The following is a 17,390-nucleotide window of genomic DNA, read 5'->3' as shown; positions in this document are numbered from 1 at the left end:
GATGCCATGTCGGAGGCTGCATCCACCCGGAGTACGGCATCAATCGGGAGTACGGAGCCGCACGCCGCTCCGGTGGCTCCCTCACCGGCCCTGCTCCCCTCCCTCGTCCCCCTGCTGAGGGGCTGGCTGCCCAGGCAACGCTGGTTCGCGGGCAAGGGCCGACCGATCACCGACATCTCGCTGGTCTCCGCCACCGAGCTGCTGCCGATGGGCTCCGCCGCGGGCCCCGGCCTGCTGCATCTCCTGGTGCGGGTCCAGCAGCCAGTGCCGTCCGCGCAGGCGCCGCCCGTCGCCGACTGCTACCAACTGCTCATCGGCGTGCGGTCCACCCTGCCGGTCCCGCTGGCCCCGGCCCTCATCGGGCACGTCCAGGACGGGCCGCTGGCCGGCCGCACCGTCTACGAGGCACTCCAGGACCCGCGCCTGGCCGAGCTGCTCCTTGAGCGGCTGCGCACCCCGGGCGCGCCCGGCACACTGCGGTTCCAGCGCGATCCCGCGGTCTCCCTCCCGGTCGGGCTCAACCCCCGCATGCTCGGCACCGAGCAGTCCAACTCCTCGCTGGTGTACGGCGATTCGTACATCCTCAAGGTGTTCCGCCGCATCCACCCGGGCGTCAACCCCGATCTGGAACTGCCGCTCGCCCTGGCCCGCAAGGGCTGCGGCCGGGTGCCGGCCCCCGTCGCCTGGTTCGAGGCCGCCAACGCCGAGGACCAGCGGGAGCCGTACACCCTGGGCGTCCTCCAGCCCTTCCTGTACGGCTCCGACGACGGCTGGCAGCGCGCGCTGCGCTCCCTGCGGGCCGGTGACGACTTCACCACCGAGGCGTGGGCCCTGGGGCGGGCCACCGCCGAGGTGCACACCGCGCTCGCCGACGCCCTGCCGACGACGACGCTGGGCAGGCAGCAGACGGAGCTGCTGGCGGGCGCGATGACCGAGCGGCTGGACGCGGCGGCGCAGGCGGCGCCCTCGCTCGTCCCGTACGTGCCCGCGCTGCGCACCGCCTTCGACGCGGTCGCCGCGCTCGGCCGGGCCGGCCGCGAGTGGTCCGCCCAGCGGGTGCACGGCGATCTGCACCTGGGGCAGACCCTGCGGGCGCCGGACGGCGAGTGGGCGGTCATCGACTTCGAGGGCGAACCGGCGCGGCCCCTCACCGAGCGGCGGCGACCGCAGCCGGTGGTCCGTGATGTCGCGGGCATGCTCAGGTCCTTCGACTACGCCGCCCGTTCCTGCGAGCCGTGGGCCCCGGGCTGGGCCGAGCGGTGCCGCGCCGCGTTCTGCGAGGGGTACGCGCACACCTCCGGCTCCGATCCGCGCGAGGAGCCGGAGCTGCTGCGGGCGTACGAGACCGACAAGGCGATCTACGAGGTGCTGTACGAGGCCCGGCACCGGCCCGACTGGCTGCCGGTACCGCTGGCGGCGGTGCACCGGCTGGCCGCCGAGGCGAAACCGGTCCCGTCCGCCGCCGCATCCTCCGCGGAGAAGCCGGACGTGCAGCCCGACGTGGCTCAGCCCCCGCCGGCGGGCCCGCAGACCGGCAGCCCGTCCGCCACCGGCACATGACTCTCCCCTGCCCGCCCACCGCACCCGACCGGACCCTCCCGAGGAGGCCGCACCAGTGACCCCCCGTCCGTCCCGCAAGCCCGGCAAGCCCACCGAATCCACGAGCCCGCCGCCCGCACCGCCCGCCTTCCTGCCCGCGCCCTCGAACGAGTTGGAGCCGCTCGGGTCCCTGGCCACGCACCCCGCGCCCGACTCCGACGTGAAGGCGGTGCAGGACAAGCCGACGGCGCCGGTGCCCGGGGGGACACCCGCGCCTCTCGACGAGCCGCCGGTGCGGCCGGGGCCGAAAGCGGCGAAGCCACCCAGGCCTCCGAAGCCGCCGAAGGCCGCCAAGCCGGAAAAGGCGGAGAAGCCGGAGAAGTCGCCCAAGCCCGCGAAGGCCGCCAGGGCGACCAAGGCGACCAGGGCATCCGGCCCGAGCCGGAGCGGCGGCCCCGGCGTACAGCCCACTGTGCCCGTCGACGACGGGGAGCGGGAGCGGCTGCTGGCCGGCTCGCACCACGATCCGCACGGTGTGCTCGGCGCCCACCCGGCGCCCGGCGGCATCGGCTTTCGGGCCCTGCGGCCGTACGCGACGGCCGTCACCGTGCTCGCCGACGGCCTGCGGGCCGAGCTGATCGACGACGGTGACGGGCTGTTCTCCGGTGTGCTGCCGCTGAGTTCCGTCCCCGAGTACACCCTGCTCGTCACGTACGCGGACAACGAGCTCGAAATGCAGGACCCGTTCCGCTTCCTGCCCTCCCTCGGCGACCTGGACCTGCACCTGGTCGGCGAGGGCCGCCACGAGGAGCTGTGGCGGGCCCTCGGTGCGATGCCGATGGTCCACCAGGAGGTGACCGGCACCCGCTTCACCGTCTGGGCGCCGAACGCGCGTGGTGTGCGCATCGCCGGTGACTTCAACTACTGGGACGGCACCGCGTATCCGATGCGCTCGCTGGGCGCCACCGGCGTCTGGGAGCTGTTCGTGCCGGGGGTCGCCGAGGGCGCGCTGTACAAGTTCGACATCGTGCGCCCCGACGGCAGCCACACCCTGCGCGCCGACCCGATGGCCCGGCGCACCGAGGTGCCGCCCGCCACCGCGTCGATCGTGACGGCCTCGCACCATGTGTGGCACGACGAGCAGTGGATGGCGACGCGCGCGCGGCGGCCGGTGCACGAGGCCCCGTTCTCCGCTTACGAGATCCATCTGGCGTCCTGGCGGCCGGGATTGACTTACCGTCAGCTCGCCACTCAGCTTCCGGCGTATGTCAAGGACCTGGGCTTCACCCATGTCGAGCTGATGCCGGTCGCGGAACACCCCTTCGGCGGCTCCTGGGGCTACCAGGTCACCGGCTTCTACGCGCCGACGTCCCGGATGGGCACCCCCGACGACTTCCGCTTTCTCGTCGACGCCCTGCACCGGGCGGGCATCGGCGTACTGGTCGACTGGGTGCCCGCGCACTTCCCGCGCGACGCCTGGGCGCTCGCCGAGTTCGACGGCCGTCCACTGTACGAGCACGAGGACCCCCAGCGCTCCGACCACCCTGACTGGGGCACCCTCGAATTCGACTACGGGCGCCCGGAGGTACGCAACTTCCTGGTCGCCAACGCGACGTACTGGTGCGAGGAGTTCCACATCGACGGGCTGCGCGTGGACGCGGTCGCCTCGATGCTCTACCTCGACTACTCGCGCGAGCACGGCGAGTGGTCGCCGAACGAACACGGTGGCCGGGAGAACCTCGACGCGGTGGCCTTCCTCCAGGAGATGAACGCCACCGTCTACCGCCGCACCCCCGGCGTCGTCACCATCGCGGAGGAGTCGACGGCCTGGGACGGCGTCACCCGGGCGACGCACCACATCGGCCCCGGCGGCTTCGGCGGGCTCGGCTTCGGCCTGAAGTGGAACATGGGCTGGATGCACGACTCGCTGGACTATGTCTCCAAGGAGCCCGTGCACCGCAGGTACCACCACCACGAGATGACCTTCTCGATGGTCTACGCGTACAGCGAGAATTACGTCCTGCCCATCTCGCACGACGAGGTGGTGCACGGCAAGCGCTCGCTGGTGAGCAAGATGCCCGGCGACTGGTGGCAGCAGCGCGCCACCCACCGCGCGTACCTCGGCTTCATGTGGGCGCACCCGGGCAAGCAACTCCTGTTCATGGGGCAGGAGTTCGCCCAGGGCGCGGAGTGGTCCGAGGCGCACGGACCCGATTGGTGGCTGCTCGACCCGTCCTACGCGGCCGAGCCCGAACACCGGGGCGTGCGGGACCTGGTCCGTGACCTCAACGCGGTGTACGTGGCCACGCCGGCCCTGTGGGAGCGCGACACCGTCCCTGACGGCTTCGCCTGGGCCGAGGGCGACGCCGCCGAGGACAATGTCTTCGCGTTCCTGCGCTTCGACGCCGCGGGGACGCCACTGCTGGCCGTCTCCAACTTCTCGCCGGTGGTCCGGCACGAGTACCGGATCGGCGTCCCCGACGACGTGCCCGCCTGGACCGAGGTGCTGAACACGGACGCGGCCAGGTACGGCGGCAGCGACGTGCACCGCACCGAGCCGCTCAAGGCCGATTCGGTCGCCGCGCACGGGCGGCCGGCGAGCGTGCGGTTGACGCTGCCGCCGCTGGCGACGGTGTGGCTCAGGCCGGCCGGCTGACCCGCGCCCCACTCACCGCGCCCACGCGTCCGGCAGAGTCCCCGTGTGGACGATGCCGAGGCGCTGGGTGGCGCGGGTGAGGGCGACGTAGAGGTCGCTGAGTCCGCGCGGTGACCCGGCGCGGACGGCCTCCGGCTCGACCACGATCACCGTGTCGAACTCCAGGCCCTTCGCCTGCCGCGGGTCGAGCAGGACGACGGGGCTGGTGAGGTCGGGTGCCTCGCCGCGGGCGGCGTCCGGGAGGGCCGCGGCGAGGGCCGGGAGCAGGGTGGCCGGGGCGATGACGGCCAGCCGCCCGCCCGCTCCGTGCTCCGCGGCGGCGGCGGCGAGTTCGCCCGCGCACTTGGCGGCGCTCTCGGCGACCGTCCGCAGCAGGGTTTCCGGTTCGGCGGCCAGCGTCCAGGGGCGCACCCCGGTGGCACGGACCGAGCTCGGCGGCTGGAAGGACGGGTCGGCGGCGCGCATCACGGCTGCCGCCGTGTCCATGATCTCGGCGGGTGTGCGGTAGTTGACGCCGAGGCGGGTGTGCTCCCAGCGGTCTTCGACGAAGGGGCCGAGGATCTCCTGCCAGGATGCGCAGCCCGCCGCGTCGCCGGTCTGGGCGGGGTCGCCGACCAGGGTCATCGAGCGGGTCGGGCTGCGGCGCATCAGCAGTCTCCAGGTCATCGCGGACAGCTCCTGCGCCTCGTCGACGATGATGTGCCCGAAGGCCCAGGTGCGGTCGGCGGCGGCGCGCTCGGCGGCGCTGCGGTAATCCTCCTCGTCGTGCCGGTCGGCGAAGCGTTCGGCGTCGATGACGTCGTGCGCGGCCAGCACCTCGGACTCCTCCCCCTCGAACTCGAAGGTGCGCGAGCCGTACGACATGTCGAGGACTCCACGGGCGTACGCGACCCGCTCCTGGTACTCCCTGGCCGCGGCGCGGCGGGCCGCGATGTCGTCGTCGCCCAGCAGCTCGGCGGCCTCGTCGAGCAGCGGCACGTCGGCGGTGGTCCACGGCGATTCGCCGGTGCGCCGGATCAACTCGGTGTCACCGTCCGGGAGATGGGTGGGCTCGGCCAGATAGTTGGTGATGAACTCCTGCGGAGTGAGATACGGCCACAGCGTGTCGATCGCGGCGTGTACCTCGGCGTCCCCGGCGATCTCCTTGCCGAGCTGTTCGATGTCGGAGGCGTCCAGGAGGTTGGGGCCGCCGTAGGGGTCGGCGCCGATCCGGTCGGTCAGCTGCGCGGTGAGGGCGTCGAGCACGAAGCGGGTGAAGTGCGGCCTGGCCAGGTTGTGCGGCAGACCGGTGGCGCGGGCGTGGGCGCGGGCGTCCTCCGCCATGGCCCGCTCCAGGGACAGCGGCAGCGTCCCGTCCTCGTACGCGATCTCCATCGCCGCCTCGGGGGCCTGCTGCCGGTCGCGCACGGCCTGGGCCAGCGCGTCCGCCATGGCGGCGCGGCCCTTGACCACGGCCGTCGCCGGGGTGTCGGAGGCGGTGGCGCGTACGCCGGGGAAGAGCTCGCCGGGGGTGGCGAGGAGCACGCCGGACTCCCCCAGCGAGGGCAGCACCTCGCCGATGTAGCCGAGGAAGGCCGGGTTGGGCCCGACGATCAGCACGGCGCGGCGGGCGAGCTGCTCGCGGTACGCGTACAGGAGGTACGCGGCGCGGTGCAGGGCGACGGCGGTCTTGCCGGTGCCGGGGCCGCCCTCGACGACGAGGACGCCCTGGTGCGGGGCGCGGATGATGCGATCCTGCTCGGCCTGGATGGTCTGCACGATGTCGGCCATGCGGCCGGTGCGGGCGGCGCCCAGTGCGGCGAGGAGCACGGCGTCGCCGGCCGGGTCCTCGTGGCCGGTGCGCGCGGTGTCGCCGAGGTCGAGGATCTCGTCGTGCAGCGCGGTGACCTCGCGGCCGCGGGTGGTGAGGTGCCGGCGGCGGCGCAGCCCCATCGGCCGGTGCCCCGTGGCGAGGTAGAAGGGGCGCGCGACGGGGGCGCGCCAGTCGATGAGGAGGGGCGCGCGGCCCGGATCGTCCTCGCGGATGCCGATGCGCCCGATGTGACGGTGGCTGCCGTCCTTGAAGTCGAGCCTGCCGAAGCACAGACCGGAGTCCACGGAATTCAACGCGGCCAGCGTGGCGCTCCGTTCAACGACGGTCACCTCACGCTCCACCCGCGCCTGCCGGCCGGTGCCGGTCTGGCCGAAGGCCCCCCGGACAGCGGTCTCGGCCTGCGCACGGAGCGCGTCGAGGCGCTCGTACAGCCGTTGAATGAATTGCTGTTCATTCTGCAATTCCTCGGTTGACAATTCAGCTCCCACCCGGTTAGACTGTGGCCACATAGCTTCTCCGTGACCTTTTGCATTCAGTTATGGAAGCGTCAAATATACGCAGAGAAATACCCCGGGTGTCAATTCGCCCGGGGTATTTCTCTGTGCGTCGGCCACTGCCGAGGGGCTTCCTTAGCCGATCGCCGCGAGCGCGACCACATCCTCCAGCTCCGCCAAGAGCTTGCGCTTGGGCCGGGCCCCGACCAGCTGCCGCACCGGCTCACCGTCCCGGAAGACCATGAGCGTCGGCATCGAGAGCACCCCGTACCGCAATGTCGTCTCGGGATTGACATCCACATCCAGCTGGACGACCTTGAGGTGGCCGGCCTGTTCACGGGCCACCGCGCTCAGCACCGGCGCGATCTGCCGGCACGGGCCGCACCAGTCCGCGGTGAACTCCACCAGTACGGGCTCGCCCCAGTTCAGTACGTCGTCCTCGAAGGTCGCGTCCGTCACCGCGTCCACACCGTTGGCATGCGCCATCGCTGAACTCCCCTGTTGTTGTCGGTTCTGTCGGTCAGTGCGTGAGTTCGCACCGGGGCTCGGGCCCGCCGGGCTCCCGCGCCCCGGCCGCCAGCTCGGCGCGGGCGAGCTGGTCGCCGACCTGCACGCGCACGGCCCGCAACTGGCCGATCAGCGTGTCCAGGTCGGTGAGCTTGCGCCGGTAGACCTCCAACGAGGCCGGGCAGGAGTCGCCCGCGGGATGCCCGGCCCGCAGGCAGTCCACGAACGGGCGGGTCTCCTCCAGCTCGAACCCGAAATCCTGCAGGGTCCGGATCTGCTGGAGGAGCCGCAGGTCGTTGTCGTCGTACGTGCGGTAGCCATTGACCGCACGCCGCGCGGGCAGCAGCCCGCGCGACTCGTAGTAACGCAGCGTCCGGGTGGTTGTCCCGGCCCGGTCCGCCAGCTCGCCGATTCGCATGCCTTGACGGTAATCCTTGACGCCGGGGTCAAGGCCAGTCGTTGAGCTCGCCGTTCATGTGCCCGACGATCTCGAAGGGTTCGTCCAGGATCAGATAGCGCAGGATGCGCAGCAGTCGGGGGTTCGGCGACAGGATCCGCACGGTGCTGCCCTGGGCCAGGGCCACGCGGCGGATCTTGAGCAGCAGCTCAAGGCCGCTGCAGTCCACAAAGGTGACATCGCACAGATCGATGACCACCAGCCCGTCGGCCGGCCGCAGAGCGTCGGCCACGGTCGGGGAGATTATGAGCGACGCATGGAGGTCCAACTCTCCGGCGAGCGCCAGCACCAAGCTGTCCCCGGCCACATCCGTACGAACAAGCTCGTGCACAACAGGCTCTGACACGACCCCTCATCCCCCAGGTTCTCCGCCACTGTGCAGGTTACGAAGCGACGCACCGGGGTCTGGGATGGTCATCACGAAGCTAGTCCCCACGCGGCCAGAAGAATCGATTGCGCACCCAAGGGCAACCCGTAAGGGTGAATGAATGTGATTGCTCTTGACTGCAATGCGTCGGGTCCGTTAATTCCGGGGTAATTCCAGTCGCCGCTCGACAATGTCATCGGCCACCTCGTGGAGCTTGCGCTGCCGGGCGCGCGCGTACACGCGCAGGGACTCAAACGCGTCGTCCGGATGTACGTCCCAGCGCGCGGCCAGCATCCCCTTGGCCTGCTCGATGCGCACCCGGCTGGTCAGTGCTGTCCGCAGGCTCTCGGCCGATTCCGTCGCGTCCCGCAGCGCCAGCGAGTGGGTCAGGACCAGCATCGTGATGTCCGCCAACTGCTGGGCCAGGCCCAGTGACGCCCGGTCCGGGAGCCGACCCTGGCCGAACACCTGCCAGACCCCCAGCACTTCCTCGCCGTGGCGCAGCGGCAGCACGGCCGTCCTGTCGATGCCGACCGCCATGGCCTGGGCGCTGAACTCCGGCCAGCGCTCCCCGCACTCCAGGAGGTCGATCGCGTACAGCGGTTTCCCGGACCGTAAGCAGTCGAAGAACGGGCTCCCCTGCCGGTCCGCGGCGACCAGGGAGAGCAGCCGGGTCTTCTCGTCCGAGGCGACGGCGGCACGAATGCCGCCACCGCCGTTCTCGACGAGTATCGTCGCGACGGACGGCACATCGAGCAGGTCGACGGATCGCTCGCAGAACCCCTGGAGAAATCCCGGGACTTCCCGCTCCGCCGTGATCATTCCGGCGAGTGCCGCGGAAGCCTCCACCCAACGATGTGCCCACTCCATGGCCGTCACCTTCGCTTGTCGTGAACGAAGCCTACCCAGCGAGAGACCCCGCAGAGGGGTCCGCCACCCTTCGTCATTCCCTGGGCATGGCTCCAACTTCCTTGAACGCAGGACTACTTCATCCGCGTCAGTAGCCGTAGACGCTCAGCTCGGTGATCGTCGCGAAGATGTGCTTCCAGACTTCCCGGGACGGGGCTTCGGCGGCGAGTGCCCGCGGATCGAGGTCCTCCATGCGGTCCTCGTACTCGAACTCCGCGCCCGTCTCCTCCTCGTACGGGTCCCAGCTCGCGCCCATGTAGCGCCGCATGTTCTCCAGGAACAGGGTGAAGGTCTCGACGTCGCGCGCGAAGTAGAAAACCGGGTCGGGCCGATCCGCCTCGGCGCCGTACGCCCCCGAGTGCCGGAGGTGAACGACCCCGGTGGCGCGGTGCACGCAGACCTCGCCGTCCTCGCCGGGCCGCAGCTCGAAGGTCCCGATCGACAGCAGCTCCGGGTCCTTCGCGAGCGGCTCGATCGTCCGGGCCGCGTTGAACACGGTGACGCCGCCCGCCCACCAGACGGGTATCCCGACCTCGGCCAGGAAGACGCGGGTCGGCCGGTGCTCCAGGGCCGCGGGCAGGTCCCGATCCGGGAAGCGCAGCACGCCGTCCGCGTCGAACGCTTCGTCCATCCGCGCGGCGGTGAGCGGCGGGTCCAGGTCGGGCGAGGGATCGAGGTCGACGCCGCCCTCCTCGGCCGACTCGTAGGACGCGCCGCCCGTCGGCCAGCCCTCCAGCGCCTCGCTGTTGATCCGCAGCACGGCGATGCCACGCGCCTCCTCGATGAGGTAGCGCCCCTCGGCGTCGAGCGGCTCCGCGTACTCCCAGGTGGGCGGCACCGACAAGGCCGGGGCGGCGGCGTCCGTGTCGAAGAGGACGGGCAGCACCGCTTCGGCGTCGCGGCCGGGGCTGTACTCCCGGATCTCGTCCTCGGGCGGCGCGGGGACCGGCTCACCGGTCCTCAGGTCGAACCACCGGTCGTCGCACCACTGCCCGTCGACCTGGATCAACGGCCGCCCCCGGTACAGCAGTTGATCGGTGCCGCAGTCACCGCTCAGGTTGGGGTGGGCCCGGTGGTGACCCACCGGACGCCACCAGGTCCACTCCGTGCTCCACGGCATGTCGGGCTCCGCGGCCATGATCCGCTCCGCGTACGCCGTGCGGTCCAGGACCGCGGCGGCGAAATGCAGCCAGGAGGCGAACTCCGCGCGCGGCACGTCCTCGGTGCCGAATATCGCCTCGGCCTGACGGAAAACGGCCCGCCCGTCCTCGGCCGGCGCCGTGGGCCGCGCGTCCGAGGACAGGCGCCCCCTGATGTCGTCCCGGTCCGCGTGCAGCAGCGCGTCGGGATCGGCCAGCAGCGCGTCCAACTCCCGCTCGTCCCCGCGGTCGTACGTGCCCCGATTGCCCTGAGTGCCCCGAGTCCCCTGTGTGCTCATGGAGATCATCCTGGCACCCGGCACTGACACCCGGGCGTGCGGGCCCGCGCCGTCGGCCGGCCGGCCCGCACGGTCGGCGAGGGGTGGCCGCGCGGCCGGCGGGAGGGGGTGGCCGTCCGGTCAGCGGGGGCCGGCCGAACCCACCGACTCCGCTTCCGGAGCGGCTTCCGCCACCTCCGCGTCGGCCGGCCCGGTGCGGCGCGGTAGCAGTACCGCGACCAGTACCGTGCCCACGCCGAGGATCGCCGCGCCGACCAGGCTGGTGTGCGCGACCGCGTCGGAGAACGCGCCGCCGACCGCGTCGGCCATCCGGTGCGCCCCCTGCGAGAGCTGTTCGGCCTGGCCCTTGAGCTGCGCCGCCTGCTCGGGCGTGCCGGCCTTCGCCGCCTGTCCCGCGAGCTGCTTGGCCTGCTCCCCGATGCCCTGCGCGACGGCGTAGCCGGCGCCGACCGAGTCCTGGGCGGTGTTCAGCGCGTCGCCGGGCAGCTTGGTGCCCGACGTGGCCTCGGCGAGGTGCGAGGAGTACGACCCGGCGAGCACCGAGCCGAGGATGGCGATGCCGAGCGAGCCGCCGAGTTCGAGGGAGGTGTCGTTGACCGCGCCGCCGACGCCCAGTTCGGATTCGGGGAAGGCGCCCATGATGGCGTCGGTGCAGGGCGACAGGGACAGCCCGATGGCGAGGCCGAGGATGACCAGGGGCGCGACGAAGTCCCCGTACGTCGAGCCCGCGTCGATCCGGGTGAGCAGGGCCAGGGCGACCGTGCCGCCGATCATGCCCGCCGTGACGGTGACCTTCATGCCGAGGCGCGGGGTGAGGAACCCGGTCAGCGCGGAGCCGACGAAGACGGCGCCGGCCAGCGGAAGCATCCGTACGCCGGTCTCGAAGGGGTTGTAGCCGAGCACGAACTGGAGGTGCTGGGTGAGGTAGTAGAAGGCGCCGAAGACGGCGAGGAAGAAGAGGGCGACGGCGAGGTTGGAGCCGGCGAAGCCGCGGTCGAGGAAGCGGCGCACGTTCAGGACGGGCCGCGGGTGGCGCAGTTCCCAGCCGACGAACAGCACCAGGCCGACGCCCGCCACCACGGCGGCGCTGATGGCCGACGTCCCCCAGCCGAAGTGCGGGCCCTGGATGATCATGTAGACGAGTGCGGCGACCCAGACGACCGACAGGAGTCCGCCGACATAGTCGATCCGGCCGTGCCGCGCGGCCTTGGACGGCGGCACCAGGAGGTACGTACCGATGATCGCGACGATCACGATCGGCACGTTGATAAGGAAGGTCGAGGCCCAGCCGTGGTCTTCGAGCAGCGCGCCCGCGACCAGCGGGCCCGCGGCGATGGCCAGTCCGGCGGTCGCCGTCCACAGCACGATCGCCTTGGCGCGTTCGGCGCGCGGGAAGGTCGCTGCGAGCAGCGAGAGGGTGGCGGGCATGATCATCGCGGCGCCGACGCCCATGACGGCGCGGGCCGCGATGACGCCGGCCGAGCTGTCCACCAGCGACCCGGCGACCGCTCCGCCGCCGAAGACGACAAGCCCGAGGACAAGCGCTCCGCGCCGGCTGTACTTGTCGCCGATCGCGCCGAGCAGCAGCATCAGCGCGGCGTACGGAACGGTGTAGCCGTCGATGACCCACTGCAGGTCGGAGCTGCTGAGCCCGAGGTCCTCGGTCATGTCGGGGGCGGCGACCGTCAGGGCCGTGTTCGCCATCACGATCATCAGCAGACTCAGGCACAGCACGAGCAGCGCCCACCAGCGCCGCCGGTACGGCTGTCGCATGTCATCCACCGGCTGGTTCGCGATCACGCGCATGGCGACCACACCTTCCTCCCACAATCTTGCACACGACTGTGCAATTACACATCAGTGTGCAATTTAGACGACTGCACGGCCATGTGCAAAATGGACCCCATGACCCCCGGTAACCGCGTACGCGCCGAGCAGGGCGAGAAGCCGCCGAGCGGCAGCAGGGCCGACGCCAACCGCCGCCGCATCCTGGACGTCGCGCTCACGGAACTGCTACGTGATCCGGACGCCTCGATGGACCAGATCGCGCGCGCCGCCGGCGTCGTACGCAGGACGGTGTACGGGCACTTCCCGAGCCGCGAGGCGCTCATCGCGGCGCTCGTGGACAACGCGGCGGCGGCCGTCGCCGACGCGCACCGGGCCGGGCGCGAGGGAGTCACCGACCCCGCGCAGGCACTGGCCCGCGCCACGTACGCGGTCTGGCAGATCGCCGACGGCTACCGCCTGCTGGTCGCCCTCGCGCAGCGGAGCGTCACGATGGCAGGCATCAAGCAACGCCTCGCACCGGTCCGCAAAGCCTGCGTCGAGCTGCTCCAACGCGGCGTGGATCAGGGCGTGTTCGACTCACCCCTCCCCCCGGCCGCGCTCGCCTACGTGCACGAGCAGACGCTCTTCGGCCTGATGGAGGCGGTCAACGAGGGGGCGCTGGACCCGGCCGACGCGGGCCGGGCGGCGGCCTCGACCGCACTGCTGTCGGCAGGCGTTCCCGCCGCGCGGGCGCGGGAGATCGTGGCCGGGATCCGGGCGGCGCCCCGCGAGTAGGACGCCGGGTGTCCGACCCCGCGATTACGGTGGGAGTGGCACCACACAGAGACACGAACCCACCACGAAGGAGTCACCCGTGGCTTTGAGCCGTGAAGAGCGTGAGCAGTTTCTGACCGAGCCCCACATCGCGGCCCTGGCCGTGGACGCGGGAGAGGACGGACGCGCTCCCCTCACCGTGCCGATCTGGTATCAGTACGCACCGGGCGGCGACATCTGGATCATGACGGGGCGCGACTCCCGCAAGGGCAGGCTGATCGCTCGGGCGGGCCGGTTCTCCCTGATGGTCGAGCGCGTCGAGCCCACCGTCCGATACGTCTCCGTCGAGGGACCCGTCACCGAGACGGTCCCCGCGACGCGCGAGAAGCTGGTGGAGATGTCCAGCCGCTATCTGGCCGCAGAGAAGGTCGACGGCTACGTCGACTTCGCGTGGAAGGAGCACGGCGATCAGGTCGTCATCCGCATGCGCCCGCAGCGCTGGGTCAGCTCGGATCTCGGCCAGGTCTGAGGGCACCCGCGCCGGGGTCCCCCGACGCGCGGATGTGCCACAACCCCCACCCAAGGGCCGTGGCACACCGCTCAGCGGCTCCGGATCAGCAGGGTCGGCCCTGCCGCGGAGGCGCCGCGTCAGGCCCGCTGCCAGAGCGCCGGGACGTTCGGCGGCTCCCAGCCGGGCTGGGCCTGGTGGCCCTGGAGGCAGCGGTAGGTGGCGCCGCCGTAGGTGACCTGGGCGCCGGCGGCGTAGACCGCACCCGCCGACCAGGTGCCGCCCGGATCGCCGGGGTCACCCGGGTCGCCGGGATCGCCGGGGTCCGCCGCGGTGGTCTTCAGGGTCAGTCCGTAGCCCTGGAGCAGGGGGTTGATCGGCTGGTAGAACGTCGTGCCGCCGCTCCGGCAGTCGCCGGACCCGCCGGAGGTCACGCCCTGGGCCTGACTTCCCGAGATGTACGAGCCGCCCGAGTCACCGGGCTCGGCGCAGACCGTGGTCCGGGTCACGCCACTGATGGTGCCCTCGGGGTAGGTGACGCTGGTGTTGTGCTGCTGGATGGTGCCGCAGTGCCAGCCGGTGGTGGAGCCGGAGCGACAGACCGAGGCGCCGACCGGGGACTGGACCGAGCCGGTGACCTGGACGTTCTGGCCACCCGAGCCCTTCACGTAGGGCGTCGACGTCCAGTTGGAGTTGGCCGCCACCCAGGCCGTGTCACGGCCCGGGAAGGTGGACGCCTGGAAGGAGCCCTGGGCAACCTGGTTGTAGCCGGTGGTCGTGGTGCCGGCCCGGCCGCAGTGTCCCGCGGTGGCAAAGCCCTGGGTGGCGCCGCGGGTGATGGCGAAGCCCACCGAGCAACGGCCGCTGCCGCCCATGTAGTAGGCGTCGCCACCGCGTATGTCGTAGAGCGGGCGCGGCTGTTCGGGCGACGAAGCCACCCGGACGAGGCCGCGGTCGGCCCCGCTCCCGGCGATCAGCGCGTCGGCCGCCGCGGGCCGCACCGCCTGTACGACCACGGAGTTGGCGCGCACATCGACGTACCAGACGGGCGCGGCGGTGGAGGAGTTGCGGGCGGCGGCGCGGTCCAGGGCCGCCTTGGCCCCTTCAAGTGCGGCGAGGGTGTGGGGCACGACCTTGGCGCGCGCCCCGGCGGCGGTGATCACGGCGGCGTCCGCGGCCCTGGTGGTGGCGACGGTGAGCGTGCCGGAGTCCGCACCGCTCACCCAGGATCCGGCGTAGGCACCGGCCAGCCGCTGACGCAGCCGGCCCGCGACGGCGCCCGCCCCGGCCTCGTTCACCAGCCGCTCGCGGGCCTCGGCCCCGGTGAGCCCGAGGTCGCGCTGCATGGCCCGGAGCACCTGCGGGGACGCGGCGGCGACCCCGAGGGTGTCCGCGGCGGACCCGGCCGTCGGTTCGGCGGCCTGCCGCGCGGCGGCGGAGCCGGGCAGCAGGGTCAGGACTACCGCGCCGACAGCGGCGATGGCGACGCACCCTGCCTTGGCGTGTCTGTGGAGCATGGGGAAGTCTCCTCGGTATCGGTGGGGGGTGTACCGGCACCGTAGGCAGCGTGAATCCCCGTACGGCAGATGTCAGTTGGCCCCCTGCCCGATGCTATGGACCCGCGCGGGCAGGGGCACGGAGGGCGCCGGCGGCCTGCTCGCGAGCCACTGGGTGTAGCTCACGCTGCGCGCGACGGCGTCGGTGTGCGCGGCGCGGGCGTGTACGACGACGGAGGTGGCGGTGGCCGCGGCCGGGCCGTCCGGGTGCCAGCCCAGCAGATGCCGCCAGAACAGCGGCATGCCGGACAGCGGTCTGGTCACCAGCCCCGGGGTGGCGGGGAACGTGGCCCGGCAGAGCCCCACGGCCCGGCCGACCTGGACCAGATGCACGCAGGAGGCGGTGTCGGTCTCGTACACACAGGACGGTGTGAATCCGGCCCGTACGCACGCGGCGGCGAAGCACTCCCCGAAGCAGCTGTCCCCCGGTACGTCGGTCCAGGCCTCCGCCGCGAGTTCGGCCAGCTCGATCTCGGTGCGCCCGGCCAGCGGGTGGTCCATCGCCAGCATGACGAAGACCGGGTCGCGCGCGACCTCGCTCCACACCAGCCGGCCCGCCTCCGGCGGCGCGTCCTCGCCGCAGGTGCCGATCAGCGCGTAGTCCAGCAGCCCGTCGGCGGCCCAGGCGGCGATCTCCCGCTCCGACCAGGCGGTACGGGTCGTCACCCGGACCCCCGGATCGGCGGCGGCGAGCCGGTCGACCAGACCGCCGAGGAGCGGGCCGTGCGTCCCGCCGAGCCGGACCCCCGGCCGGTCCACCGGGGCGTGCGCGAACCGCTCCGCCTCCGACTGGAGTTCCTGCACGGCGGGCAGCACGACACGGGCCCGGTCGAGTACGAAGTCACCGAGGGCGGTGGCCCGTACACCACTGCGGCTCCGCTCGAACAGGGCGCCGCCCAGGGCCCGTTCTATGCGCTTCAGCTGTGCGCTGACCGCGGGCTGGGCGAGTCCGAGGGCGGTGGCCGCCTTGGTGAGACTGCCCGCGTCCGCGATCGCCCGGATGATCTTCAGGTGCCTCAGCTCCAGGTCCATGAGCCGAGCTTGGCCGCCGGGCAACCAGGCGGCAATAAGGAGGTCCAGACCAAATGAACTCACGGTTGCGGCGGGCCGGGAGGCGGCGGGCAGCCGGAAGGGGCCCGGCCGTGATCGGCCGGGCCCCTTCCGTACAACGGACCCGCGAGTGGTCGGCGCGGTTACACGCCGGCCGGGGACTTCTCGCCGCTGACACCGTCACGCGGCTCGGGGACGTCCTGCTCGTCCGCCCTGTCCTGCGGCGTGGGGTTGTGGTCGTCGACCAGGGTGCGCTCGTCGAACGGGACCTTCCCGGCCAGCACCAGGGCGACCCGCTCCTTGTCGATCTCCTTCGTCCAGGTGCCGACCAGCACCGTGGCCACCGCGTTGCCCGCGAAGTTCGTCATGGCGCGGGCCTCGCTCATGAAGCGGTCGATGCCGACGATCAGGCCGACGCCGTCGACCAGGTCGGGGCGGTGCGAGCTGAGGCCGCCCGCCAGGGTGGCCAGACCCGCGCCGGTGACACCGGCGGCACCCTTGGACGCGATGACCATGAAGACGAGGAGCGAGATCTGCTCGCTGATCGCCAGCGGATTGCCCATCGCCTCGGCGATGAAGAGCGAGGCCATCGTCAGATAGATCGCCGTGCCGTCGAGGTTGAAGGAGTAGCCCGTCGGGACGGTGATGCCGACGACGGGCTTGCTGACACCCAGGTGCTCCATCTTCGCGATGAGCCGCGGCAGCGCGGACTCCGAGGAGGAGGTGGACAGGATCAGCAGGAACTCCCGGCCCAGGTACTTCAGCAGCGTGAAGATGTTGATGCCGGTGACGAGCTTGAGGATCAGGCCGAGCACCAGGAAGACGAACAGCGCACAGGTGATGTAGAAGCCGATCATGATGACCGCGAGCGACTTGAGCGCGTCCAGGCCCGTCTCGCCGACCACCGCTGCCATCGCGCCGAACGCGCCGACGGGTGCCAGCCACATGATCATCGCGAGGATGCGGAAGACCAGCCGCTGGATGTGTCCGATGCCGCGGATGATCGGCTCGCCCGTGGAGCCCATCGCCTGCAGTGCGAAGCCCACGAGCAGGGCGATCAGCAGCGTCTGGAGCACCTCGCCCTCGGTGAAGGCGGAGATCATGGTCTTCGGGATGATGCCGAGGAGGAAGTCCACGGTCGACTCGCTCGCACCCGCCGCCTGCGCCTCGCCGGCACTGCGGGCAGCGTCGGTCAGGTGCAGGCTGGAGCCGGGCTCCAGGATGTTGCCGACGACCAGGCCGATGGCGAGCGCCACGGTCGACATCACCAGGAAGTAGCCGAGTGCGAGCCCGCCCACGGCGCCGACCTTGGCGGCCTTGCGGACCGAGCCGACGCCCAGCACGATCGTGCAGAAGATGATGGGCGAGATCATCATCTTGATGAGGTTGACGAAGCCTGCACCGATCGGCTTGAGCTCGACGGCCACACCGGGGGCCGCGAAGCCGACGATGATGCCGAGGATGACCGCGCCGATGACGGCGAGATACAGGTAGTGCGTGCGGTCCCGCCTTGCGGCTGTACCTGCCACGGGGTTCTCCTAGTGTCCTGACGCGC

Annotated in this window: 14 protein-coding genes; 4 read left to right on the top strand and 10 right to left on the bottom strand. The window is 71.8% G+C overall.

Going from position 1 to position 17,390, the window contains the following annotated elements; translation table 11 throughout:
• Positions 1 to 6 precede the first annotated feature (6 nt).
• On the top strand, positions 7 to 1,560 hold the full coding sequence (locus tag ACLLJJ_RS29155) for a maltokinase N-terminal cap-like domain-containing protein (protein WP_434596827.1): 1,554 nt from the start codon (positions 7 to 9) through the stop codon (positions 1,558 to 1,560).
• Positions 1,561 to 1,831: 271 nt separating this feature from the next.
• A complete protein-coding gene (gene glgB / locus ACLLJJ_RS29150) occupies positions 1,832 to 4,195 on the top strand; it encodes a 1,4-alpha-glucan branching enzyme (protein WP_434600553.1) in 2,364 nt (787 codons plus the stop codon).
• Positions 4,196 to 4,207: 12 nt separating this feature from the next.
• Here the strand turns inward: glgB and ACLLJJ_RS29145 are convergent, their stop codons facing one another.
• The 7 genes from ACLLJJ_RS29145 to ACLLJJ_RS29115 form a co-directional block, all read right to left on the bottom strand.
• Entirely contained in the window at positions 4,208 to 6,517 is a 2,310-nt protein-coding gene (locus tag ACLLJJ_RS29145) for a HelD family protein (protein WP_434596825.1), read from the bottom strand.
• A 120-nt stretch (positions 6,518 to 6,637) separates the two neighbouring features.
• Entirely contained in the window at positions 6,638 to 6,988 is a 351-nt protein-coding gene (gene trxA, locus ACLLJJ_RS29140; RefSeq protein WP_434596824.1) for a thioredoxin, read from the bottom strand.
• 34 nt (positions 6,989 to 7,022) lie between these two features.
• Positions 7,023 to 7,427, bottom strand: coding sequence for a MerR family transcriptional regulator (locus ACLLJJ_RS29135; protein WP_434596822.1), 405 nt, complete (start codon positions 7,425 to 7,427; stop codon positions 7,023 to 7,025).
• A 28-nt stretch (positions 7,428 to 7,455) separates the two neighbouring features.
• Positions 7,456 to 7,812, bottom strand: a complete 357-nt coding sequence (locus ACLLJJ_RS29130) for an STAS domain-containing protein (protein ID WP_434596820.1) — start codon at positions 7,810 to 7,812, stop codon at positions 7,456 to 7,458.
• 177 nt (positions 7,813 to 7,989) lie between these two features.
• Positions 7,990 to 8,703, bottom strand: a complete 714-nt coding sequence (locus ACLLJJ_RS29125) for a GAF and ANTAR domain-containing protein (protein WP_434596818.1) — start codon at positions 8,701 to 8,703, stop codon at positions 7,990 to 7,992.
• Positions 8,704 to 8,830: 127 nt separating this feature from the next.
• The gene (locus ACLLJJ_RS29120; RefSeq protein WP_434596816.1) at positions 8,831 to 10,180 is read right to left on the bottom strand and encodes an SUKH-4 family immunity protein; all 1,350 of its coding nucleotides are present in this window, start codon (positions 10,178 to 10,180) and stop codon (positions 8,831 to 8,833) included.
• A gap of 120 nt (positions 10,181 to 10,300) precedes the next feature.
• On the bottom strand, positions 10,301 to 11,986 hold the full coding sequence (locus ACLLJJ_RS29115) for an MFS transporter (RefSeq protein ID WP_434596814.1): 1,686 nt from the start codon (positions 11,984 to 11,986) through the stop codon (positions 10,301 to 10,303).
• Positions 11,987 to 12,085: 99 nt separating this feature from the next.
• On the opposite strand from ACLLJJ_RS29115, the gene ACLLJJ_RS29110 reads away from it, so the two are divergent.
• Together ACLLJJ_RS29110 and ACLLJJ_RS29105 are read left to right on the top strand one after the other, a co-directional pair.
• Positions 12,086 to 12,742, top strand: a complete 657-nt coding sequence (locus ACLLJJ_RS29110; protein WP_434596812.1) for a TetR/AcrR family transcriptional regulator — start codon at positions 12,086 to 12,088, stop codon at positions 12,740 to 12,742.
• Between the two features lie 79 nt (positions 12,743 to 12,821).
• Positions 12,822 to 13,250 (top strand): pyridoxamine 5'-phosphate oxidase family protein, encoded by a 429-nt coding sequence (locus ACLLJJ_RS29105; RefSeq protein ID WP_434596810.1) that lies wholly within the window; start codon positions 12,822 to 12,824, stop codon positions 13,248 to 13,250.
• 119 nt (positions 13,251 to 13,369) lie between these two features.
• On the opposite strand, the gene ACLLJJ_RS29100 is transcribed toward ACLLJJ_RS29105, so the two are convergent.
• The 3 genes from ACLLJJ_RS29100 to ACLLJJ_RS29090 form a co-directional block, all read right to left on the bottom strand.
• Positions 13,370 to 14,746, bottom strand: coding sequence for a carbohydrate-binding protein (locus ACLLJJ_RS29100; RefSeq protein WP_434596808.1), 1,377 nt, complete (start codon positions 14,744 to 14,746; stop codon positions 13,370 to 13,372).
• Positions 14,747 to 14,818: 72 nt separating this feature from the next.
• Positions 14,819 to 15,817: a LysR family transcriptional regulator gene (locus tag ACLLJJ_RS29095; RefSeq protein ID WP_434596805.1), complete on the bottom strand. Its 999-nt coding sequence runs from the start codon at positions 15,815 to 15,817 to the stop codon at positions 14,819 to 14,821.
• Between the two features lie 161 nt (positions 15,818 to 15,978).
• Positions 15,979 to 17,364, bottom strand: a complete 1,386-nt coding sequence (locus ACLLJJ_RS29090) for a cation:dicarboxylate symporter family transporter (RefSeq protein WP_434596803.1) — start codon at positions 17,362 to 17,364, stop codon at positions 15,979 to 15,981.
• Positions 17,365 to 17,390: the final 26 nt, after the last annotated feature.

Source organism: Streptomyces sp. A5-4, from assembly GCF_051131715.1.
Taxonomy (GTDB): Bacteria; Actinomycetota; Actinomycetes; order Streptomycetales; family Streptomycetaceae; genus Streptomyces.
Note: the sequence above shows the minus strand (reverse complement) of the source record. Positions and strands in the feature narration are given on the sequence as shown.

Excerpts from the sequence above, each read along its gene's own strand:
- ACLLJJ_RS29155 (WP_434596827.1), top strand. The coding sequence starts at position 7 with ATGTCGGAGGCTGCATCCACCCGGAGTACGGCATCAATCGGGAGTACG.
- ACLLJJ_RS29145 (WP_434596825.1), bottom strand. The coding sequence starts at position 6,517 with ATGTGGCCACAGTCTAACCGGGTGGGAGCTGAATTGTCAACCGAGGAA.
- trxA (WP_434596824.1), bottom strand. The coding sequence starts at position 6,988 with ATGGCGCATGCCAACGGTGTGGACGCGGTGACGGACGCGACCTTCGAG.
- ACLLJJ_RS29135 (WP_434596822.1), bottom strand. The coding sequence starts at position 7,427 with ATGCGAATCGGCGAGCTGGCGGACCGGGCCGGGACAACCACCCGGACG.
- ACLLJJ_RS29125 (WP_434596818.1), bottom strand. The coding sequence starts at position 8,703 with ATGGAGTGGGCACATCGTTGGGTGGAGGCTTCCGCGGCACTCGCCGGA.
- ACLLJJ_RS29120 (WP_434596816.1), bottom strand. The coding sequence starts at position 10,180 with ATGAGCACACAGGGGACTCGGGGCACTCAGGGCAATCGGGGCACGTAC.
- ACLLJJ_RS29115 (WP_434596814.1), bottom strand. The coding sequence starts at position 11,986 with ATGCGCGTGATCGCGAACCAGCCGGTGGATGACATGCGACAGCCGTAC.
- ACLLJJ_RS29110 (WP_434596812.1), top strand. The coding sequence starts at position 12,086 with ATGACCCCCGGTAACCGCGTACGCGCCGAGCAGGGCGAGAAGCCGCCG.
- ACLLJJ_RS29100 (WP_434596808.1), bottom strand. The coding sequence starts at position 14,746 with ATGCTCCACAGACACGCCAAGGCAGGGTGCGTCGCCATCGCCGCTGTC.
- ACLLJJ_RS29095 (WP_434596805.1), bottom strand. The coding sequence starts at position 15,817 with ATGGACCTGGAGCTGAGGCACCTGAAGATCATCCGGGCGATCGCGGAC.